Genomic DNA, 20,966 nt, shown 5'->3' with positions numbered 1-20,966 from the left:
TCATCCCGGGCGGCCGCAGGCCGACCCGGGACCCAGGAAGGGCAGGGGCTCCGCAAGGGCCGCTGCCCTTTCTGCGTTTGGGGCCCCTGGGTCCCGGCTCTCCGCTTCGCTGCGGCCGGGATGACGGCTATGGAGGGCTATGCGCACCCGTCTCGATCTCCTGCTTGTTGACCTCGGCCTGTTCGACAGCCGGGCCAAGGCGCGCGCCGCCATCGAGGCCGGCGGGGTCACCGTCGATGGCCGCGTGGTCACCAAGGCCTCGCAGGCCGTCGAAGAGTCCGCGGACATTGCCGCCGTCGCCGCCCACCCCTACGTCGGCCGCGGCGCCCTGAAACTGGAGCACGCCCTGAGCCTCTGGCCGGTGACCGTCGAGGGCCGCACGGTCCTCGACGTCGGCGCCTCGACCGGTGGCTTCACCGAGGTCTGCCTGCTGCGCGGCGCCGCCAGGGTCTACGCGGTCGATGTCGGCCAGGGCCAGCTGCACCCACGCATCGCCGGCGACGCGCGGGTCATCGAACTCTCGGGCCAGGACGCCCGCACCCTCGACGCAGAGCTGATCCCCGAGCCGCCTCAGTTGGTCGTCTGCGACCTTTCCTTCATCTCCGTCACCAAGGCGCTCGGCCCCGCCCTGGCGCTGGCCGCGCCCGGCGCGGACCTGGTCCTGCTGGTCAAGCCGCAGTTCGAGGCCGGCCGCGACCGGGTCGGCAAGGGCGTGGTCACCGACCCGGCTGTCCGCCAGGACTGCCTCGACACAACCGCTGCCTGGGTTTCCGAACAGGGCTGGACCGTCGAGGCTGCCACCGACAGCCCGATCACCGGCGGCGACGGCAATCACGAATTCCTGCTCTGGGCCAAAAGACCCGCGTAGAGTGCAAATAGAAAACGGGCCCCGGTTTCCCGGGGCCCGCCTTCAAAGTCTCAGGTCAGTCCGCGATCAATAACGACCGCTGGGACGCCAGTCGCCGTTGCGGTTGCGGCAGACTTCAAACCCGCGCCAGCGGCCGCCGCGGTACTCCTGCACCCAGCGGCAGTTGTCGCGGCGATAGCTGATCCGCTTGGGATAGCTGGCGCAGCGCACGTTCTTGCGGCCGACTTCCTTGCCGGCGAAGGCGCCGACCGTACCGCCGACCAGGGCGCCTTCGCCCCGGTTGCCGTCGCCGGCCACGGCCGCGCCGAGCACGCCGCCGATCAGGGCGCCGGCGACGGTGCCCTTACGCTCGGCCTGCTTCTTCTCGTAATGGCAGGGCGAGCTGCCGTTGCCGTAGTCGCGATAGGACTGGGCCGCCACCACGGTCGGGGCGGTAAAGGCCGGAATGGCCAGGGCGGCCATCGTCGCCAGGGAAACAATCTTGCGCATGACAGATACCTCTCTCTGCGTGGGGTGGGCCTCCGGGGAGGGAGGCGCCGGGATGTGATTGGCGTCCATGGCTTGCACCGCGACGCTCAGGGCCATAACAACCAGCCGCACGGCGGGTTCCGCCAGGAGCAAGCCGCTGACCACCACCCGTGACATTGAAATCACACGCATCGGCGCCCAGGGCGACGGAATCGGCGACCGCACCTTCGTGCCGCTGACCCTGCCGGGCGAGACCGTGCGGACCCGTATCGACGGCGAGCGCGGCGAGATCGACGTCCTGCTGACCACCAGCGCCGACCGGGTGGCGCCGCCCTGTCCGCACTTTGGCGTCTGCGGCGGTTGCGCCCTGCAGCACTGGGCGGCCGAGCCCTATCTGGCCTGGAAGCGCGAGCGCATCGTCGAGGCCCTGTCGCGCGAACAGCTCGAAACCGATGTCCTGGCCACCTTCGCCTCGCCGCCGGCCTCGCGCCGCCGCCTGGCCCTGCACGCCCGCGCCGCCAGGGGCGGCGCCGTGGTCGGCTTCAAGGAACGGCGCAGCTGGACCCTGGTCCCCATCGAGACCTGTCCGATCACCGATCCGCGCATCGTCGCCGCCCTGCCGGCCCTGCGGGCCCTGGCCAAGCCGTTCCTCGAACACCCCAAGTCGGCCCCGACCCTGCATGTCACCCTGACCCGCACGGGCCTGGACATCGACGTCACCGGCGTCGAGGCCAAGAGCGGCGGCCTCTCCGCCGACGCCCGGGTGCGGGCCGCGATGATCGCCCAGGAGGCCGACTTCGCCCGCGTCACCATGGCCGGCGAAGCGATCTACGCGACCCGCGAATGCATCGTCACCCTCGGCCAGGCCCATGTCGCCCTGCCGCCCGGCGCCTTCCTGCAGGCTGTGCCCCAGGCCGAGAAGGCCATGGCCGACTTCGCGCTGGAAGCGGTCAGCGGCGCGGCCCGCATCGCCGACCTGTTCTGCGGTGTCGGCACCTTCACCTTCCGGCTGGCCGAGGTCGGCACGGTGCTGGCCGCCGACTCTTCGGCGCCCGCCATTGCCGCCCTCAAGTCGGCCGCCGGCCGCGCGCCGGGCCTGAAGACCATCACCGCCGAGGCCCGTGACCTGGCCAAGCGGCCGGTGCTGTCACGCGAGCTGGCCAAGATCGACGCGGTGGTCTTCGACCCGCCCCGGGCCGGCGCCCTGGAACAGGCCGGCGAGATCGCCCGCTCCAAGGTTGGCCGCGTCGTCGGCGTCTCCTGCAACCCGGCCACCTTCGCCCGCGACGCAAGAGTGCTGGTCGAGGCCGGTTTCACCCTGGACCGGGTCCTGCCCGTCGACCAGTTCCTCTGGTCGCCGCACGTTGAACTCGTGGGTGTGTTCTCGCGCTGACGGCGTAAGGCCTGCACAAACTCCCCGTCATCCCGGAAAGCGCGCAGCGCTTATCCGGGACCCAGGGGCTGCAACGCACCGGCCGAAACGCTGCGCTTGATAGCCAGATCACGCCCCCCTGGGTCCCGGATAGCCCGCTTCGCGGTCTTCCGGGATGACGGTGCGCGGGGTTCGTGAGCCGGCGAGGCTGGAAACTCCGCCGCCCCGTCCTCCTTCACACCCGGCAGCCTCGGCGGCTCCTCGTCCTCCCCGTTTCGCCAGAACGTATGCTTCCTGTGCAGGCACGGCTCCGGCCCCGCGCTCGCCGCTTCGCTCAACGGAAACCCATGCACCGGGTTGGCCGTCGCCCCGCGCAGGGCGGTGACGTCCGGCTGCGGCTTCACCGCCTTCACCACCTCGCCGAACAGGTCCATCTGGTCGCCGGCCTTGGGCGGAACCTTGAAGGCGGCGAGGTCCATCGGCGGCATCTCGCCGTCCAGCCCGAACCGCCGCTTCGCCGCCGCGAACCGCGCCGCGATCAATTCGGCTACCGGCCCCTCGCCCTTCTGCCGCTTGCCCCAGTCTGCGGTGTAGTCGGCCCCGCCGCGCGTCTGGCGGATCAGAGACATCACCCGCGCCGCCCGGCCTGGATGGTCCGACGACAGCCACTGCTGGAACAGCGAGGCGATCTCGCGTGGCAACCGGATGACGACATAGCCCGCCGTCCTCGCCCCGGCCTCGGCCGACGCCTCCAGCACCGCCTCGAGCTCATGGTCGTTCAGCGCCGGGATGACCGGCGCGAACATCACCGCCGTCGGCACCCCGGCGGCGCTGAGCGCCCTGACCGCCTCCAGCCGCTTGCCCGGTGTGGCGGCGCGGGGCTCCATGCTGCGGGCCAGCTTGCGGTCGAGCGTGGTGATCGACAGCGCCACCCGGCACAGCCCCTCGGCGGCGGCCGGCCCCAGGATGTCGAGGTCCCGCAGCACCAGGGACGACTTGGTGATCAGTGTGAAGGGGTGCTTGAACCGGTACAGGGTCTCGATGACCCGCCGGGTGACGCGCATCTTGCGTTCGGCCGGCTGGTAGGGGTCGGTGTCGCCGCCGATGTGGATGACCTCGGGCCGGTAGGTCTTCCTCGACAGCTCCCTGGCCAACAGCTCATGGGCGTGCGGCTTGAAGAACAGCTTGCTCTCGAAATCGAGCCCCGGCGACAGGCCGAGATAGGCATGGGCCGGGCGGGCGTAGCAGTAGATGCAGCCGTGCTCGCAACCTCGATAGGGATTGATCGACTTGTTGAAGCCGATGTCGGGACTGTCGTTGCTGGCGATGATGCTCTTGGCTTGGTCGGCCTGGATCACAGTGCGCAGCGGTTTCGGCTTCTCATCGTCCGCCGTCCAGCCATCGTCGAACGCCTCCCGCGCCATCGAGAGAAAGCGGCTGGTGTCGTTGGTGCGGGCGCCGCGGCCCTTGGTCTGGAGCGGTATGGGGGGCACAGGCGGAGCATAGGCCCGAACGCGAACAAAACAAGAACTATGCTTTGGTAATCTTGGTTAACAAAACGGTACGAACGGGGTCCATGCAGAGCCGTCAGTTTTCGCTGACCTGCGCTGCGAGAAAGGGCCAGGCCTGCACCCAGCCGGATTTGCCGACAATGACGAGCACGGACTCACCAATCTGCGGCGACCAGTTGTGGCCGCAGGACGGGCCGGCGTCGTAGACCCCGGAAAACGTCGCCGGGGCCGCGCCGCGTAGCAGCGTCACCAGCCGAAGATCGACATGGCCTGAGTTGTCCGAAATCCTTCCGGTGCCGCCGGGTGCGGTGACGCCCTTGCTGTGGAGGTCCGCCAGTTCCTCGGCTGTATGGGGCCGGATTGCCGTAACCCGGGCGATTGCGAAGGCGGCTTCGTCGTCCCTGTACTCTGTCCAATAGTGATCCGGGGCGACGAGCAGGCGGCAAGCCTGCGCCGGCGCGGCGAGGCCCAGCGCGGCCAGGGCGACGATCGCCGCCAGCTTCAATGACAAGGGCTGGACCATGGCCGACTCCGGCTAAGCTGATTTCAGGAGCAGTGAAGCACGGATGATCTCGGTCGTAATCCCTACCCTCAACGCCGCCCGCACCCTGCCGGTGACCCTGACCTGCCTGGTCGGCGCCGCGCTGGAGGGGCTGGTCAAGGAGGTGCTGGTCGCCGATGCCGGCTCAACCGACGCTACGGTCGAGATCGCCGAGGACGCCGGGGCCGATGTCCATCCAGGCAACGTGTCCGCCGCCTGCGCTGCCGCGCGCGGAGACTGGCTGCTGATCCTCGAGCCGGGCGTCAAGCTGTCGCCCGACTGGGAAACGGCGGCGGCCATGCACATGGCCCGGACATGGGAGCGGGCCGGCCGTTTCCGCGCCTCGAAGGATGGCCGCCGCCCCTCGCGCCTGCTGGCCGACGCCCTGCGGCTGCCGCTGAAGGGTGACGAGGGCTTGCTGATTTCGCGCCGTCTCTACGACCAGCTGGGCGGGGAGGGGCGCGATTTGCAAAGGCGCCTGGTTGGCCGTATCGACCGGCTGGACGCCCTGATCACCCGCTAAAACGCCCGCCCGCCGGGCCTTTGAGCAATATGTCTAGACATATTCATCGAGGAAAACCGGCAAAACGCCGTAACTTTCCGGGCGCCGGGGGCCATGTAGGCATGGCCGTCTCACAAGGCGCCAACATTTCCCGCCCTGGCGCCTACGCCCTGTCAACGCTGGCGCCAACGTTCACAGCGCCTGCCGCTACCGAAATATCACAGCAGATCAGAGGCTTGCGGCAAACGAGGCGCTTCCCGGCACGGCGCCGTGGTATAATCGTTGACCGCTTCGATAAGCCCTAGCGGTCGCTGCGCAGGTCCACGAGGCGGTCGTACCGCGCCGCCTGGTCCAGCGTGGAGGTCGATTGCCCCCACATCCGCCGGTACGTCCAGTATCCGAACGCCACCTTTTCCACATACTCGCGCGTCTCGCGGGCCGGCAGGCTTTCCATGAACAGCAGGGCGTCGGCGTCCGGCTCCATGCGCTTGCGGGTCTTCAGCACCGCCCCGGCCCCGCCGTTGTAGGCGGCGATGACGCGGAACAGGTCGTAGGCCTCGTCGCCGCCGCCCAGACCCCGCTCCATGAGCCAGGTCATGTAATCCTGGCCGATCCGCAGATTCACCGGCGGATCGAACAGCGGCATGATGTTGTAGAGCAGGTGATCGTCGCCCGCCGCCTCGGCCGCCGAGGTCGGCAGCACCTGCATCAGGCCGACGGCGCCGGCATGGCTGTAGGCATAGGGGTTGAACCGGCTCTCCTGGCGCACCAGGGCGTAGACCAGCGCCTTGTCGAGCGTGAAGCCGCCGTCAGGATAGAGCTCCGGCGCGTCGTAGGGCTCGGCGCGGTAGGGGCGGGCCTTTTTCTTCACCGAAACCGGCCCGGCGGTCGGCGAGGGCGCGGCCTGCAGCGGCACCTTCAGGGTGATGATCAGGGTCTGCCAGTCGCGCTGGTCGGTCTCGCTGCGGGCCAGGGCCAGGCCAACGCGCAGTTCCTGGGCGGCCTCGACCGGGCGGTCGATCTGGGCCAGGGCGGCGGCCCGCTGGGCCCGCTGGTCGCGGTCCATCAGGGACTCGGCCTTGCGCTGGTCACGGGTCGAGACCTGGATCAGCAGCGGGTTGCGCACCGATGGCGGCGGTGGGGTCACGGGCTGCGGGGCCGGGGCCGCCTGGCTGAGCGCGATGGTGCGGCCGCCCTCGATCTCCAGCTTCCGCGTCGCGATCAGACCGTAGAAGGTATAGGGCGTCCCCGCCGCCCGCTGGAAATGCAGCCGGGCGGTCATCTTGTCGCCCAGCCGCTCGGCGCAGCGGCCGGCCCAGAACCAGGCGGCAGAGCGCATCCAGTCGTCGTTGCTGTCGTCCTCGGCGACTTTGAGGAAATAGCCCTGGGCCTCCTTGACGTTGCCCAGACGCCAGCCGGCCAGACCGGCGATCCAGGGCTCGCCCGCCGACGGCGCCAGGGCCCAGGCCTCGGCGGTGCGGCCGGAGTAGTAGGCGTCGCGGGCGGCGAAGCTGGCGTCGGCGGCGCTGGTGTCGTTGCCGGCCTGCATCCAGACACGGGCGGCGGCCAGGAAGCTGGGCTTTTCCGGCTCGCGCGTGCCGCGCGGCTGGCGCTTCTGGGCCAGGGTGTAGATGCGCTCGGCCCCGCCCAGTTCCGCATAGTCCTCCAGCCAGTCGCTCAGCTCGGCGTAGCTGGCCTTGTAGGCGGTGGGGTGCATCAGCTTGACGAAGAGGACGTGCCCGACCAGCGAGCGGTCCTTGACCTTGGCCAGCAGTTCGTCGGCTTCGTCGAAATCGCCCCGGTCGGCGGCGGCGAAGGCGGCGCGGTAGCGGACTTCATCGGGCTTGGACAGGACGCGCTCGGCGGCCAGGGCCGGGGTGGTCAACCAGACGGCGGCCAGCATCAGGACGACCAGGGCGGCCGCCAATCTGCAAAGCTTCACGCCGGCTGCAACCATGCCGAAAACCCCCGAACTCGAATTCGCCGGCCTCGATACAGTGATCGAACCGACAAAGGGTTAAGCGCGGGCGGCCTCGAAAACACCCGAAACCCGAAAGGCCGCCTTCGCTTCAGTGGGCCCCCACTGCAAGAGGCGTGCAGCTTTAGGCAGGGCGCCCCTGGCGATCAAGTCTTTCGGTCAGCGTCAGGAGGTCAGCCCAAGCCTTCTTCTTGGCTGCCGGCTGGCGCAGCAGGAAGGCGGGGTGAAGTGTCGGCATGACGGGCAGATCGAGGGCGCCGTCTGTCGACTTCCATTCAAACCAGCGGCCCCGCATGGCCAGGATGCCCTCGTCCCGTTTCAGCACGGCCTTGGCCGGCGCCGCCCCGACCAGCAGCAGCATGCGGGGTTTGACCAGGGCGGCGGCCCGCTCGACGAAGGGGGCGCAGACCGTCTGTTCGGCCAGCGTCGGCGTGCGGTTGCCGGGCGGGCGCCAGAAGACGGTGTTGGTGATGAACACCCGGCCCTCCAGGCCCGCCGCGGCCAGCATCTTGTCGAGCAGCTTGCCGGCCCGGCCGACGAACGGCTGTCCGGCGGAATCCTCGTCGGCCCCGGGACCCTCGCCGATGACCATCACCGGCGCATCGATGGCCCCGCGATAGAAGACCGACTGGCGGGCGCCCTCGTAACGCAGCGGACAGCCCTCGAAGGCGGCGATGGCCTCGGCCAGCGCCTCAATGCTGTTGGCGGCGGCCGCCATCTGCTGGGCCTGGGCCAGCGCCCCGCCGATGTCGATATTGGGAACGCCCGGTCTCGCCGGACGGATCGGGGTTGGCGGCGGGGGAGGCGGCGCCGGCCGCGCCCGGGCCTTCAGCCGCTCGGCGCCTTCGGCCAGCCGGTCGATCGCCGCGTCGGCATAAAGCGCCTCCACCCCCGCCTCGGCCCAGAAGGCGAGCAGGGCCTCGGCGGCGCGGCGGTCGGAGGCGGGAGTCATTGCCGGGACACGATAGGGGCCCGGACGCCCCCGGTCACCCCGGCATGTTGTGCTTATTCGCCGTATCGCACGCCATTCCTGCTTGACCGCCGCCGCGTCAGATCACGATAACCGCCCTAGAGGATCGAACCGGGGACTGACCATGAGCGACATCGACACGGCCGCCGAAGAACGCGAAGCCATGGAGTACGACGTCGTCATCGTCGGCGGCGGTCCCTCCGGCCTGGCGGCGGCGATCCGCCTCAAGCAGATGGCCGAGAAGGCCGGGACGGAAGTCTCGGTCGCCGTGCTGGAAAAGGGCTCGGAAGTCGGGGCCCACATCCTGTCGGGCGCGGTGATCGATCCCAGGGCGCTGACCGAACTGATCCCCGACTGGAAGGAACAGGGCGCGCCGCTCGAGACGCCGGTCACCACCGACAAGTTCCTGATCCTGGGGCCCCAGGGCGAGCTGGACCTGCCGATGTTCGCCATGCCGCCGTTCATGCACAACGACGGCTGCTACATCGCCTCTTTGGGCAACGTTTGCCGCTGGCTGGCGACCCAGGCCGAGAACCTCGGCGTCGAGATCTATCCGGGCTTCGCGGCCAGCGACCTGGTCTACCGTGAAGACGGCTCGGTGAAGGGCGTCATCGTCGGCGTCGTCGGCATCGGCAAGGACGGGTTGAAGAAGGGCTCCTACGAGCCGGGCATGGAGCTGCACGGCAAGTACGTCTTCTTCGCCGAGGGCGTTCGCGGCTCCCTCTCCAAGATCCTGATCAACAAGTTCGACCTGCAGAAGGGCAAGAGCCCGCAGAAGTACGGCATCGGCATCAAGGAACTGTGGCAGGTGCCGGCCGCCAACCATCGCCCCGGCCTGGCCCAGCACACCACCGGCTGGCCGCTCGACAACGACACCGGCGGCGGCAGCTTCATGTACCACTTCGGGGACAACTACGTGGCCATCGGCTACGTCGTGCACCTCAACTACAAGAACCCCTGGATCTCGCCCTTCGACGAGTTCCAGCGCTTCAAGCACCATCCGTCGGTCAAGCCCTACCTGGAGGGCGGCAAGCGCATCGCCTACGGCGCCCGCGCCATCACCGAGGGCGGCTACCAGTCGGTGCCGAAACTGACCTTCCCGGGCGGCGTGCTGATCGGCTGCTCGGCCGGCTTTGTGAACGTCCCCCGCATCAAGGGCAGCCACAACGCCATGAAGACCGGCATGCTGGCCGCTGAGGAGGCCTTCAAGGCGCTGCAGGCCGGCCGCGAGGCCGACGAACTGGTCGAGTACCAGGCCGCCTACGAGTCGAGCTGGGTGGCCAAGGAACTCAAGGTCGTCCGCAACGCGAAGCCGCTGCTCGGCAAGCTGGGCACCTTCCTGGGCGGCGCGGCCGGCATGTTCGACATGTGGGTGGGCCACCTGACCGGCGGCTTCTCCTTCTTCGGCACGATGAAACACGAGAAGACCGACGCCGCCTCCACGGGCCTGGCCAAGGACTTCAAGCAGAAGGTCTATCCCAAACCCGACGGCGTCATCAGCTTCGACAAGCTGTCGAGCGTGTTCCTCTCGGCCACCAACCACGAGGAAGACCAGCCGGCCCACCTCAAGCTCAAGGACCCGACGGTCCCGATCAACGTCAACCTGCCCAAGTACGGCGAACCGGCCCGGCTCTACTGCCCGGCCGGGGTCTATGAGGTGCTGTATGACGAGGCCGGGAACAACCCGAAGTTCCAGATCAACGCCCAGAACTGCGTCCACTGCAAAACCTGCGACATCAAGGACCCGTCCCAGAACATCGTCTGGACGACCCCGGAAGGCGGCGGCGGACCCAACTATCCGAACATGTAGGCCTCAAGGCGGTTCGCTGACACGACGCGCGGCGCGAAGCGCCTTGCTCCCGCCACCGATTGGGGCAAGTTACGGGGCATGAAGCGCCTTGCCCTTGTTTCCGCCGCGTCCTGCGCCCTGTTGCTCACCGCCTGCGCCACCACCAGCGCGCCCAGCGCCGAGGACGCCGGCCTGCGTCCCGCTCAGAGCAAGCTCGATACCGAGGGCCAGTCGGGCTATGGCCAGTTCCTCGCCGGCCAGAAGGCCCAGGCCGACGGCCAGAACGACGAGGCCGCCAGCTACTTCGCCCGCGCCGAGGCGCTGGGCGCCGAGACCGCCACGCTCAAGCAGCGGATCTTCCAGGCCGCCCTGTTCTCCGGCGACGTCACCCGCGCCGCCGCCAGCGCCCCGGCCGAGGGCGAGGCCAGCGTCATGGTCGTGCGCCTGGGCCTGCTGACCCGAGCCGTCGAGGCCCTGGCCGTCAACGACGCCGCCACCGCCAAGACCATCATGATCGACACCGGCGTCGGCTTCCCGCACCGCCAGGCTTCGGTCCTGCTGTCACCCTGGGCCGCCGCCGCGGCCGGCGATCAGGAAAAGGCCCTGGCCCGTCCGACCCTGCGCGGCGACCGGCTGGTCGAGGTCTTCGGCCTGCTCGGCCAGGCCCAGCTGTTCGAGCGGTTCGGCAAGCTCGAAGAGGCCGACGCCAACTACAAGATCCTGATGGGCTTCGGCGACGCCTCGGCCATCTTCGCCCCCGACTACGGGGCCTTCCTTGAGCGCCGCAAGCGCGGGGCCGAAGCCGTGGCCGTCTACGACAGCGCCCTCAAGGTCCGCCCGGACGACGCCCAGCTGACGGCCGCCCGCGAGCGCGCGGCAAAGAAGCGCAAGGCGCCGGCCATGCCGACCATCCGCGAGGGCTCGGCCCGCGCCCTGTTGATCCCGGCCTCGGCAATGCTTGCCGAAAAGCAGTACCAGCTGTCGCTCGCCTACCTGCGCCTGTCGGCTCGTCTCGATCCCAACCGCGAGGAGCTGTGGCTGGAGCTGGGCGACGTCTACACCGGCCTGGAAGACGCCGAGAACGCCCGCTCGGCCTATGCCCAGGTCAAGGCCGGCAGCCGCGAGTACAGCGCCGCCCGCTCCCGCCTGGCCTGGTCGCTGCAGGCGGCCGGCGACAAGGACAAGGCCCTCAAGATGGCCGCTGACGCCGCCGCCGGCGGCCAGCGCGACGCCCTGCTGACCTACGCCGACCTGCTGCGCGCCAACGAGCGCTACGGCGAGTCCGTGACCACCATCAGCCGGGTCATCGACATCGACGGTGACAAGGCCGACTGGCGCCTGTTCTACATGCGCGGCGTCGCCAAGGACCGGGCCGGCGACTGGAAGGGCGCCGAAGCCGACCTGCAGAAGGCTCTCAGCCTGCAGCCCGACGAGCCGGAGCTGCTCAACTACCTCGGCTACGCCTGGATCGACCGGGGTGAGAACCTCGGCCCCGCCCTCGACATGGTTCAGCGCGCCGTCTCGGCCAATCCGCGCAGCGGAGCGATGATCGACAGCCTGGGCTGGGCCTACTTCCGCATGGGCGACTACCGCAACGCCGTCGACTTCCTCGAGCGGGCGGTGACGCTGGAGCCGGCCGACCCGGACATCAACGATCACCTGGGCGACGCCTACTGGATGGTCGGCCGCCAGATCGAGGCCCGCTTCCAGTGGACCCGCGTGCTGCAGCTGAAGCCGGAAGCGGCGATGAAGGCCAAGGCCGAGGGCAAGCTGAAGGACGGGCTGTCGGGCGTGAAGCCGGTCGTGGCCGAACGCTAGATGTCCCTGAGCCGGTTCGCGCCCGCCAAGATCAACCTCTACCTCCATGTCGGGGCGCTGCAGGCGGACGGCTTCCATCCCGTCAGCAGCCTGATGGCCTTCGCCGACGTCGGCGACCGCGTCGCCGTGCAGCCGTCCGAAGCCCTCGATTTCGAGGTCACCGGACCGTTCGCCAATGGCCTGGCCATGGAGCCCAATAACCTGGTCCTGCGCGCCGCCTGGGCCCTGACCAAGGCCGCCGGCCGGCCGCTGCCGCCCTTCCGCCTGATCCTCGACAAACAGCTGCCGATCGCGGCCGGCCTCGGCGGCGGTTCGTCCGACGCCGGCGCCACCCTGCTACTGCTGCGCCAGGCCCTGGACCTGCCGATGCAGGACGAGGCCCTCAACGCCATCGCCGCCGAGCTCGGCTCCGACGGCGTCGCCTGCCTGTGGGGCGAGACGGTGATCGGCGAGGGCAGGGGCGAGACGCTGGTCGTCGCCCCCGGCATGCCGGTGCTCGACGCCGTGCTGGTCAATCCTCGTGTCGCCTCGCCCACGGGCGCCGTCTACCGCGCCTATGACGAGGCCGGCGCGCCGGGCGACGCCGAGCGGCCCTGGCTGCCGGAAGCCTTCGAGGATGTGGTCGAGGTCGCCGCCGTCCTGGCCACCTGCCGCAACGACCTGGAAGCCCCTGCCGTCGCCCTGACGCCGGCCATCGGCGAGGTGCTGGAAACCCTGCGCGGCGAGCCGGAAACCCTGCTGGCCCGGATGAGCGGTTCGGGCGCCACCTGCTTTGCGTTGTGCGCCGGCGACATCGAAGCCGAAGGCCTGGCCGAACGGCTGGAAAGCATGCGGCCCGACTGGTGGGTGCGCAGGTGTCGGTTGGGCGGCTAGCCTCCGTCCTCCGGTTTAGCCGGCGCTGTCGCCTGCCCCCCCAAAACGCCGAAGGGCGTGACGGTTTCCCGTCACGCCCCCCGCTGATCTCCCCCCGGAGAGGGAAAGCGTTCCTATCGCTTAGTGATAGGCGCGCTCCCCGTGCTCGGCGATATCCAGACCGTCTTCCTCGGTTTCCGCGCTGACGCGCAGGCCGAAGATGAGCTTGATCAGGAAGAAGACGATGAAGGAGGCCACGGCCGACCAGACGACGGCCACACCGACGGCCTTCAGCTGGGCCATGATCTGGAAGCCGAAGTCGTAACCGGTCGTGCCGTTGGTGAAGTCCACCACGCCCGCGCCGCCCAGCTTCGGATTGACCAGGATGCCGGTGGCGATGGCGCCGACGATGCCGCCGACCGCGTGGATGCCGAAGGCGTCCAGGCTGTCGTCGTACTTCAGCGCGTTCTTCACGACCGAGCAGAAGAAGACGCAGACCGGCGAGACGATCAGGCCCAGCACGATCGCGCCCACCGGACCGGCGAAGCCCGCCGCCGGGGTGATCGCCACCAGGCCGGCGACGATACCCGACGCCAGGCCCAGGCCCGATGCCTTGCCGCGCGTCACCTGCTCGACGATCAGCCAGGAAACGCCCGCCGCGGCGGTGGCCACCAGGGTGTTGATCAGGGCGAGGCCCGCATAGCCGTTGGCTTCCAGGTTGGAGCCGGCGTTGAAGCCGAACCAGCCGACCCACAGCAGCCCGGCGCCGACCATGGTCAGGGTCAGGCTGTGCGGCTGCATCGGTTCCTTCTGATAGCCTGTGCGCTTGCCCAGCACGATGGCGCCGATCAGGGCGGCCACACCGGCGTTGATGTGCACCACGGTGCCGCCGGCGAAGTCCAGCGCGCCCCAGCCCCAGAGCAGGCCGGCGCTGCCCGACAGGGCGTCCGCCGTCTGACCAAAGCCGCTGGTCGCGCCGGCCCACCACCAGACCATGTGGGCCAGCGGATAGTAGCTGAGCAGCGGCCACAGGACGGCGAACACCACTACGGCGAGGAACTTCATGCGCTCGGCAAGGCCGCCAAGCACCAGGGCGGCGGTGATGGCCGCGAAGGTCGCCTGGAAGGCCACGAAGATCAGTTCGGGGATGACCACGCCCTTGGAGAAGGTCTCCACGTTCGTGAAGGCCCCCTCGGCGTTGAAGATCGCCCCGTTCAGCCCGACCTTGGCCAGGCCGCCGACGAACTTGTTGAGGCCCGCGCCGTCGGTGAACGCCAGGCTGTAGCCCCAGCCCACCCAGCAGAGGATGCCGATACAGGCCACGGTGGTCACCTGGACCAGCATGGAGAGCATGTTCTTGGAGCGGACCAGACCGCCGTAGAACAGCGCCAGACCCGGCACGATCATCAGCAGCACCAGCACCATGGACACCATCATCCAGGTGGTGTCGCCCTTCTCGGGCGCCGGGGCCGGGGCCGCTTCCTCGGCGGCGGCAGGCGCAGCTTCAGGCGCGGGAGCCGGCGCCGCCGCGGCGGGAGCGGCAGGCGCCGCTTCAGCGGCGGCCGGCGCGGCGGCGTCCTGGGCGAAGGCCGGAGCCGCCATCGGCGCTCCGACAATGGCGGCGGCGAGCATCAGCCCCGCCAACCTGCCGAACTTGAGTGATTTCATCTGCTTATCCCCTTGTTCTTTGATCACAGCGCCGAGGCGCCGGACTCGCCGGTGCGGATCCGCACCGCGTCCTCGAGGCTGAGGACGAAGATCTTGCCGTCGCCGATCTTGCCGGTGGCGGCGGCGGCCTTGATGGCCTCCACGGCCTTGCCGGCGGCGCTGTCGTCGACCGCCACCTCGACCTTCACCTTGGGCACGAAGTTCACCTGGTACTCGGCGCCCCGGTAAATCTCGGTCTGGCCCTTCTGACGGCCGTAGCCCTTCACCTCGGAGACGGTCATCCCCTCGACGCCAGCCGCGACGAGGGCTTCACGCACCTCGTCCAGCTTGAAGGGTTTGACCACCGCTATGATCAGTTTCATCCGCCTTGTTCGCCCGCCGGTCAGGCGCGCGCCCCTCTGTTTCTTGTGCCGGGGCACGCTAGCGGGACGGACCGCCGGGGCCGGGCCCGCGCCGTTAGGGAATCGGCAAGAAAGCGGCGGCGCGCCCGTTCACTGGGCGGCGCCCAATCTCGGTGCACAAAAATGAGGCGCCCATTCCGGGGCTATCCAAGGCTAAGGTCTGCCACCCGCAACGGAGCAAATCATGCCCTCGACCCTGGTCGCGCGTCTGGCGCCCATCGGCCTTCTGATCGCCTCGAACGTTTTCATGACCTTCGCCTGGTACGGCCATCTCAAGCACAAGGGCGCCGCCCTGTGGCTGGTCATCCTGACCAGCTGGCTGATTGCCCTGCCGGAGTATGCGCTTGCCGTGCCGGCCAACCGCATCGGCTCGGCAGTCTGGTCGACGGCCCAGCTGAAGACCATGCAGGAGGTCATCACCCTGGTCGTCTTCGTGATCTTCTCGACCTTCTGGCTGAACGAGCCGATCCGCTGGCCGACCCTGGTCGGCTTCGGCTTCATCGCCCTAGGCGCCGCCTTCGTGTTTCTCGGCCGGTAGGTCGGCGCGACTTCACGAGCGCGTGATGGCGGGCAACCGACTCAGGCCGGCAACCGCTCAACGACCGACGGGGGGCTCACCGTTTCATCAGCTGATGAAGCAAGACCGTCGAGGAAGCCATGCGTTTCAACCCCGTCCTCAAGACCGCCGCCGGCCTGGCGGCCCTGTCGTTCGCCGGCGCCCTGGCCGGGTCGGCCCTCGCCCAGACCCCGCCGATCGCCACTCCGTCCGCCGAGGAGCAGCCGCTTCCGGCTGACACCGGCGTCGATGTAACCGCCCCGGCCTCGCAGCCCACCGGCCAGATCATCGCCCCCGGGTCCGATGTCGCCGCCGAGGCCTCGCAGCCGGCCGGCATCCCGACCGGCTCGCCGACCCCGGTCGCCCAGGCCTATCTCCTGAAGGCCGGCGACCCGTCCGTCGTCTCCAACACCCCGGTGCCCGACACCCCGGCCACGCGCCGCGCCTACGGCGGCCCGGACTCCAACGGCGGCCGCCAGACCCGCCCGGTCGGCAACTGATTTCCCCCTCGCGGCCGGCGTCCGCCGGCCGTCCGTTCCGCGTAAGCGTACAAGGACAAGCGTCATGAAACCCTACATCCTGTTCTCCGCCGCCGCCCTGGCCACCGTGCTCATCGCCAGCCAGGCCGCCGCCCAGTCGGCCGCCGATCCGGCGCCGCCGACCCAGACCACCACCCCCAGCGGCCCGATCAGCCCCGATCAGAAGCGCTCCACCTTCGACAAGAACGACGAAATGCGCGCCGCCGACCAGGAAGCGAAGGTCGAGGGCGCCGCCCCGGCCACGACGATGGCCATGCCTGCCAGCGATCCGGCCTACGCCATCGCCGCCGCCACCGCCGAACCGGCCGTGGTGACCAACGGCCCGGTGCTCGACACCGCCGAGAACCGCGCCAAGTACCCGCCGCAGTCGCGGGCCGGCAAACGGACGGCCGCGCGCGGCAACTAGCCGCTCCCAATCCTCAACTTCCGGCGGGCCGCCTCCCGGCTGCCCGCCGCTTTGCGTCGCTTCTGGCCGCCTTCCTCCTGAAGGCGGAGGCGGCGCCGACGTTCCGACCCGATCAGAAAGGACCCTCCCCATGAAGACCCTGACCCTCCTGACCACGGCCGCCACTGTCGCTCTTCTCGCCGGCGGCGCGGCCCTCGCCCAGACCGCCGCCCCGGCGCCCGCTGCCGCGCAACCCGTCGCGCCGGCTGCTGCTCCCGCGGTTCCGGCCACGCCCGCCGCGCCGACCGCCGGCAGCGTTGTCGCCAAGGGCGATATCGTCGACACCCTCAAGGCCTCGGGCCAGTTCACCGTCCTGCTCCGCACTCTGGACGAGACCAATCTCACCGGCCTGATCAAGGGCAACAAGGGCCTGACCCTGTTCGCCCCGACCGACGCGGCCTTCGCGGCCCTGCCGCCCGGCGAACTGAAGCGGCTGGAGGACAATCCCCAGGAACTGCAGAAGCTGCTGACCTATCACCTGATCAACGCCCCCATCGACTCGACCAAGGTCAAGGAGCGGGCCGGCAAGGTGGCCACGGTCGCCGGCGGCGAGATCGTGCTCGACAACAGCGGCGCGGCCTTCACGGCCGGTCCGGCCACCGTCACCCAGGCCGACGTGAAAACCACCAACGGCTTCATCCATGTGGTCGACAAGGTGCTGACCCCCGCCGGCACGCCCGTGGCCGCGAACATGACGACGGATATGCCGCAGGGCCGGATCATCCGGGCCAGCTACCAGCCGGTCCCCAGTGCGCCGCCGGCCGACGCCGCCACGGTCCCGGCCGCCGCCCCGCCGGCCGATCCGGCCGACCCCAACGCGACCGACCTGACGTCGGGCGCGCCGGTTGATCCTGCCGCTCCGGTCGAAGCGGTCCCGCCCGCGCCGGTGGCCGCCCCGACCGATCCCCGGAACCCCGCCGCTTCGGTGGCGGCCGCCACGGCCGAGCCGGCCAAGGTGACCAACGGCCCGGTCCTCGACACCGCCGAGAACCGCGCCAAGTACCCGCCGCAGTCGCGGGCGGGCAAACGCACGGCTCCGAAGGGCAACTAGCCCCTCATGCAGTGTTGAAGCGGAAGTCGGCGGGCCCTATGGTCCGCCGACTTTTTTTGCGCCTGCGAACAACGAAGATGATTGCCGCCAAACCGACCTCTTTCCAGGGCCTGATCCTGACGCTCCACAACTACTGGAGCGATCGAGGTTGCGTCATCCTGCAGCCGCACGACGTGGAAGTGGGCGCCGGCACCCTGCACCCGGCGACGGTTCTGCGCGCCCTCGGCCCCAAGCCGTGGAACGCCGCCTACGTCCAGCCCAGCCGCCGCCCGGGCGACGGCCGCTATGGCGAGAACCCCAACCGGCTGCAGCATTACTATCAGTACCAGGTGCTGCTGAAGCCCAACCCGCCGGACATGCAGGACCTCTACCTGGGGAGCCTGGCCGCCATCGGCCTGGACGCCAAGGTGCACGACATCCGCTTCGTCGAGGACGACTGGGAGAACCCGACGGTCGGGGCCTGGGGCCTCGGCTGGGAAGTCTGGTGCGACGGCATGGAGGTGTCGCAATACACCTACATGCAGCAGGTCGGCGGCCTCGACGTGAACCCCGTCGCCGGTGAACTGACCTACGGCCTCGAGCGCCTGGCGATGTACGTCTTCGGCGTCGACAACGTCTACGACCTGCCCTTCAACGATCGGGGCATGTCGTACGGCGAGGTCTTCCTTGAGAACGAGCGCCAGATGAGCGCCTACAATTTCGAAGTCGCCGACGTCGACACCCTCAAGCGCCAGTTCGAGGACATGGAGCGCCAGGTCGTCCGCATCCTCGACGAGGGCGTCGGTCCGCAGGGGCAGAAGCTGGTCCTGCCGGCCTATGACCATGTCCTGAAGGCCAGCCACCTGTTCAATGTCATGAACGCCCGCGGCGCCATCGCCGTCGCCGAGCGCGCCAGCTACATCGGCCGCATCCGCGACCTCTGTAAGCTCTGCGCCAGCGAGTGGCTCAAGCAGCAGGAGGCCGCATGAACCGCCTGCTGATCGCAATTGCTGCGGGCTTGCTGCTGTCCGCGCCCATCGCGGCGCCGGCGCTCGCCCAGGATGATGCCGACAGCAATGTCGTCGACGTCTCCCGCGACGATCCCGAGGTCAACGCCGCCAAGGCCTTGGCCCTGCGGAACCTGCCTGGCTTCTGGACCCGGTTCGAGAACGATCCGGTGGTCCGCCAATCGGCCGCCCTCAAGGTCGAGTTCATCCAGGGCGACAGTTCCGAGGCCATGTGGGTGGCCAACCTGCAGCGCGGCCCGGGCGGCGCCATCTCCGGCGTCCTCGACAACGACCCGGTGCTGGTCACCAACATCAAGGCCGGCGACACGATCAAGGTCGATCCGGCCCGCATCATGGACTGGTCCTATGCCCGCAACGGCAAGATCTGGGGCCATTTCACCAGCCGCATCCTGATCAAACGCCTCCCTGCCGAGCAGGCCGCCCAGTACGACGGTCTGTTCTCCGCCACTCCGGTCGAACCCTAAAGTTCCCATGCCCCAGCTGCTTCTCGAACTCTTCTCCGAAGAAATCCCCGCGCGCATGCAGGCCCAGGCCGCGCGCGACCTCGAACGCATGATCCGCGACGGCCTCTCGGCCGCCGGCCTGATCAGCGAGGGCATGAAGGCCTTCGCCGGTCCGCGACGCCTGGCCCTGGTCATCGAAGGCCTGCCGGTCGCCCAGGCCGACCGCGATGAAGAGGTCAAAGGCCCCCGCGTCGGCTCGCCCGACCAGGCCATCGACGGCTTCCTGCGCAAGACCGGCCTGACCCGCGACCAGCTGTCGGAGCGTGACGGCCTCTGGTTCGGCCGCATCTCGTCCAAGGGGCGCCCGACCACCGAGATCATTGCCGAGTTGGTCGAACAGACCGTGCGGAACTTCCCCTGGCCCAAGTCGATGACCTGGGGCAGCGGCAAGCTGCGCTGGGTGCGCCCGCTGCAGTCGATCCTCTGCGTCTTCGACCGCGAGATCGTGCCGATCAGCTTCGAGGGCCTGACCGCCGGCGATATCTCGAAGGGCCACCGGTTCATGGGCAGCGCCCAGTCGTTCCGCGCCCGCGACTTCGACGAATACCGCGAGGCCCTGCTCGGCCACTACGTCGTCCTCGACGCCGAGGAGCGCAAGGAGCGCATCCTCGAGGGCGCCCGCACCCTCTGCTTCGCCCGCAACCTCGAACTGGTCGAGGACCAGGGCCTGCTGGACGAGGTCGCGGGCCTGGCCGAATGGCCGGTCCCGATCCTCGGCGACATGGATCCGGCCTTCCTCGACCTTCCGCCGGAGGTCATCCGCACCTCCATGCGCACCCACCAGAAATACTTCGCCGTCCGCGACCCCGCGACCGGCAAGCTGGCCCCCCACTTCCTCGTGGTCGCCAACATCGCCGCCCAGGACGGCGGCAAGGTCATTGCCGCCGGCAACGCCAAGGTGCTGTCGGCGCGGCTGAGCGACGCCCGCTTCTTCTGGGACGAGGACCGCAAGTCGGGCTTCGACGCCTGGCTTAGCAAGCTGACCGGCGTCACCTTCCACGCCAAGCTCGGCACGATGGCCGAGCGCGTCGAGCGCATCGCCGCCCTGGCCCGCGAGATCGCCCCCCTTGTCGGCGCCGATCCCGCCCTTGCCGAAAAGGCCGCCCGCCTGGCCAAGGCCGACCTCGCCAGCCAGATGGTCGGCGAGTTCCCCGAGCTTCAGGGGGTCATGGGCCGCTACTACGCAGGCGCCGACGGTCTCGACCCGGTGCTGGCCGACGCCATCCGCGACCACTACCGCCCGCAAGGCCCGGGCGACACGGTGCCGACCGCGCTGGTCAGCATCGCCGTTGCTCTGGCCGACAAGCTCGACACCCTGGTCGGCTTCTTCTCCATCGACGAGAAGCCGACCGGCTCGAAGGACCCCTACGCCCTGCGCCGCGCCGCGCTCGGCGTCATCCGCATCATTCTGGAGTCGGGCAAGCGCCTGGCGCTCAACAGCGTCAGTGGCGTCCAGGCCAACGACCTGATGCCCTTCTTCGCCGACCGCCTGAAGGTCACCCTGCGCGACCAGGGCAAGCGCTTCGACCTCGTCGACGCCGTCTTCGCCCTCAATGACGACGACCTGGTCCGCATCGTCGCCCGGGTCGAAGCCCTCGACGGCTTCCTGAAGACCGACGACGGGGCCAACCTGCTGGCCGGCTACCGCCGCGCCGCCAACATCCTCAAGGCCGAAGAGAAGAAGGGCGCCCTGCCGACCGGCGCGCCCTCCGCCGTCTCGCAGCCCGCCGAGGAGGCCGCCCTGTTCGCCGCCCTCCAGACCCTGACGCCGAAGCTCGACGTCGCGTTGGCCGCCGAGGATTTTACCGGCGCCATGACAGCTCTCGCCGCCCTGCGCGGCCCGGTCGACGCCTTCTTCACCGCCGTCCTGGTCAACAGCGACGTCGTCGCCGAACGCGACAACCGCCTGCGCCTGCTGCAACAGGTCCAGGCCTCCATGGGCAAGGTCGCCGACTTCTCGCTCGTGACGGGGTAGGGGACCGGTTGCGGCGCAGCCGCTACCTGTCCCCGATCAGCGCCGGCTGGCGACCGGCCCTCGCACTAACCGTCCGCGCAAATCGGGGACAGGTAGCCGCACTCGCGCGGCAACCGGTCCCCAAAAACCCAGCCTTTTCAGAAGCCTGGCGA

Annotated in this window: 21 protein-coding genes; 13 read left to right on the top strand and 8 right to left on the bottom strand. The window is 69.5% G+C overall.

What is annotated here, in order from left to right; genetic code table 11:
* Positions 1 to 147, bottom strand: coding sequence for a hypothetical protein (locus AC2YG9_RS16610; protein ID WP_487299098.1), 147 nt, complete (start codon positions 145 to 147; stop codon positions 1 to 3).
* Between AC2YG9_RS16610 and AC2YG9_RS16605 the strand changes: the two genes are divergently transcribed.
* On the top strand, positions 140 to 868 hold the full coding sequence (locus AC2YG9_RS16605; protein WP_487299097.1) for a TlyA family RNA methyltransferase: 729 nt from the start codon (positions 140 to 142) through the stop codon (positions 866 to 868). The genes AC2YG9_RS16610 and AC2YG9_RS16605 overlap by 8 nt on opposite strands.
* A 66-nt stretch (positions 869 to 934) precedes the next feature.
* Here the strand turns inward: AC2YG9_RS16605 and AC2YG9_RS16600 are convergent, their stop codons facing one another.
* Positions 935 to 1,357: a glycine zipper 2TM domain-containing protein gene (locus tag AC2YG9_RS16600; RefSeq protein WP_487299096.1), complete on the bottom strand. Its 423-nt coding sequence runs from the start codon at positions 1,355 to 1,357 to the stop codon at positions 935 to 937.
* Positions 1,358 to 1,424: 67 nt separating this feature from the next.
* On the opposite strand from AC2YG9_RS16600, the gene AC2YG9_RS16595 reads away from it, so the two are divergent.
* Positions 1,425 to 2,729, top strand: coding sequence for a class I SAM-dependent RNA methyltransferase (locus tag AC2YG9_RS16595; protein ID WP_487299095.1), 1,305 nt, complete (start codon positions 1,425 to 1,427; stop codon positions 2,727 to 2,729).
* Positions 2,730 to 2,779: 50 nt separating this feature from the next.
* Here the strand turns inward: AC2YG9_RS16595 and AC2YG9_RS16590 are convergent, their stop codons facing one another.
* Both AC2YG9_RS16590 and AC2YG9_RS16585 read right to left on the bottom strand, forming a co-directional pair.
* Positions 2,780 to 4,201 carry a PA0069 family radical SAM protein gene (locus tag AC2YG9_RS16590; protein ID WP_487299094.1) on the bottom strand — a complete coding sequence of 474 codons (1,422 nt, stop codon included), beginning with the start codon at positions 4,199 to 4,201 and terminating at the stop codon, positions 2,780 to 2,782.
* 94 nt (positions 4,202 to 4,295) lie between these two features.
* A complete protein-coding gene (locus AC2YG9_RS16585; RefSeq protein WP_487299093.1) occupies positions 4,296 to 4,742 on the bottom strand; it encodes a hypothetical protein in 447 nt (148 codons plus the stop codon).
* A gap of 43 nt (positions 4,743 to 4,785) precedes the next feature.
* Between AC2YG9_RS16585 and AC2YG9_RS16580 the strand changes: the two genes are divergently transcribed.
* The gene (locus AC2YG9_RS16580; RefSeq protein ID WP_487299092.1) at positions 4,786 to 5,283 is read left to right on the top strand and encodes a glycosyltransferase; all 498 of its coding nucleotides are present in this window, start codon (positions 4,786 to 4,788) and stop codon (positions 5,281 to 5,283) included.
* A 280-nt stretch (positions 5,284 to 5,563) separates the two neighbouring features.
* On the opposite strand, the gene AC2YG9_RS16575 is transcribed toward AC2YG9_RS16580, so the two are convergent.
* Positions 5,564 to 7,219: a lytic transglycosylase domain-containing protein gene (locus AC2YG9_RS16575; protein ID WP_487299091.1), complete on the bottom strand. Its 1,656-nt coding sequence runs from the start codon at positions 7,217 to 7,219 to the stop codon at positions 5,564 to 5,566.
* Between the two features lie 145 nt (positions 7,220 to 7,364).
* Positions 7,365 to 8,192: a uracil-DNA glycosylase gene (locus AC2YG9_RS16570; RefSeq protein ID WP_487299090.1), complete on the bottom strand. Its 828-nt coding sequence runs from the start codon at positions 8,190 to 8,192 to the stop codon at positions 7,365 to 7,367.
* 142 nt (positions 8,193 to 8,334) lie between these two features.
* Here AC2YG9_RS16570 and AC2YG9_RS16565 point away from each other — a divergent pair, with 142 nt between their 5' ends.
* From AC2YG9_RS16565 to AC2YG9_RS16555, 3 genes are all read left to right on the top strand, one after another.
* Positions 8,335 to 10,020, top strand: a complete 1,686-nt coding sequence (locus tag AC2YG9_RS16565; RefSeq protein ID WP_487299089.1) for an electron transfer flavoprotein-ubiquinone oxidoreductase — start codon at positions 8,335 to 8,337, stop codon at positions 10,018 to 10,020.
* A gap of 78 nt (positions 10,021 to 10,098) precedes the next feature.
* Positions 10,099 to 11,817, top strand: a complete 1,719-nt coding sequence (locus AC2YG9_RS16560; RefSeq protein ID WP_487299088.1) for a tetratricopeptide repeat protein — start codon at positions 10,099 to 10,101, stop codon at positions 11,815 to 11,817.
* Positions 11,818 to 12,690 (top strand): 4-(cytidine 5'-diphospho)-2-C-methyl-D-erythritol kinase, encoded by an 873-nt coding sequence (locus AC2YG9_RS16555; RefSeq protein ID WP_487299087.1) that lies wholly within the window; start codon positions 11,818 to 11,820, stop codon positions 12,688 to 12,690.
* A gap of 120 nt (positions 12,691 to 12,810) precedes the next feature.
* On the opposite strand, the gene AC2YG9_RS16550 is transcribed toward AC2YG9_RS16555, so the two are convergent.
* Positions 12,811 to 14,337, bottom strand: a complete 1,527-nt coding sequence (locus tag AC2YG9_RS16550; RefSeq protein ID WP_487299086.1) for an ammonium transporter — start codon at positions 14,335 to 14,337, stop codon at positions 12,811 to 12,813.
* Positions 14,338 to 14,360: 23 nt separating this feature from the next.
* A complete protein-coding gene (locus AC2YG9_RS16545) occupies positions 14,361 to 14,699 on the bottom strand; it encodes a P-II family nitrogen regulator (RefSeq protein ID WP_487299085.1) in 339 nt (112 codons plus the stop codon).
* A gap of 223 nt (positions 14,700 to 14,922) precedes the next feature.
* Here AC2YG9_RS16545 and AC2YG9_RS16540 point away from each other — a divergent pair, with 223 nt between their 5' ends.
* From AC2YG9_RS16540 to glyS, 7 genes are all read left to right on the top strand, one after another.
* Positions 14,923 to 15,276: a DMT family protein gene (locus AC2YG9_RS16540; RefSeq protein WP_487299084.1), complete on the top strand. Its 354-nt coding sequence runs from the start codon at positions 14,923 to 14,925 to the stop codon at positions 15,274 to 15,276.
* A 119-nt stretch (positions 15,277 to 15,395) separates the two neighbouring features.
* On the top strand, positions 15,396 to 15,794 hold the full coding sequence (locus AC2YG9_RS16535; protein ID WP_487299083.1) for a hypothetical protein: 399 nt from the start codon (positions 15,396 to 15,398) through the stop codon (positions 15,792 to 15,794).
* Between the two features lie 64 nt (positions 15,795 to 15,858).
* Positions 15,859 to 16,239 carry a hypothetical protein gene (locus tag AC2YG9_RS16530; protein ID WP_487299082.1) on the top strand — a complete coding sequence of 127 codons (381 nt, stop codon included), beginning with the start codon at positions 15,859 to 15,861 and terminating at the stop codon, positions 16,237 to 16,239.
* Between the two features lie 130 nt (positions 16,240 to 16,369).
* Positions 16,370 to 17,329, top strand: a complete 960-nt coding sequence (locus AC2YG9_RS16525; RefSeq protein ID WP_487299081.1) for a fasciclin domain-containing protein — start codon at positions 16,370 to 16,372, stop codon at positions 17,327 to 17,329.
* A gap of 77 nt (positions 17,330 to 17,406) precedes the next feature.
* Positions 17,407 to 18,297, top strand: a complete 891-nt coding sequence (locus AC2YG9_RS16520; protein ID WP_487299080.1) for a glycine--tRNA ligase subunit alpha — start codon at positions 17,407 to 17,409, stop codon at positions 18,295 to 18,297.
* Positions 18,294 to 18,800 carry a YegJ family protein gene (locus AC2YG9_RS16515; RefSeq protein WP_487299079.1) on the top strand — a complete coding sequence of 169 codons (507 nt, stop codon included), beginning with the start codon at positions 18,294 to 18,296 and terminating at the stop codon, positions 18,798 to 18,800. Before AC2YG9_RS16520 ends, AC2YG9_RS16515 begins: the two co-directional genes overlap by 4 nt.
* Positions 18,801 to 18,807: 7 nt before the next feature.
* Complete coding sequence (gene glyS, locus AC2YG9_RS16510) at positions 18,808 to 20,814, top strand: glycine--tRNA ligase subunit beta (protein ID WP_487299078.1); 2,007 nt, start codon at positions 18,808 to 18,810, stop codon at positions 20,812 to 20,814.
* Positions 20,815 to 20,966: the final 152 nt, after the last annotated feature.

The sequence above is a fragment of the Caulobacter sp. SRI_014 genome (genome assembly GCF_057586315.1).
Note: the sequence above shows the minus strand (reverse complement) of the source record. Positions and strands in the feature narration are given on the sequence as shown.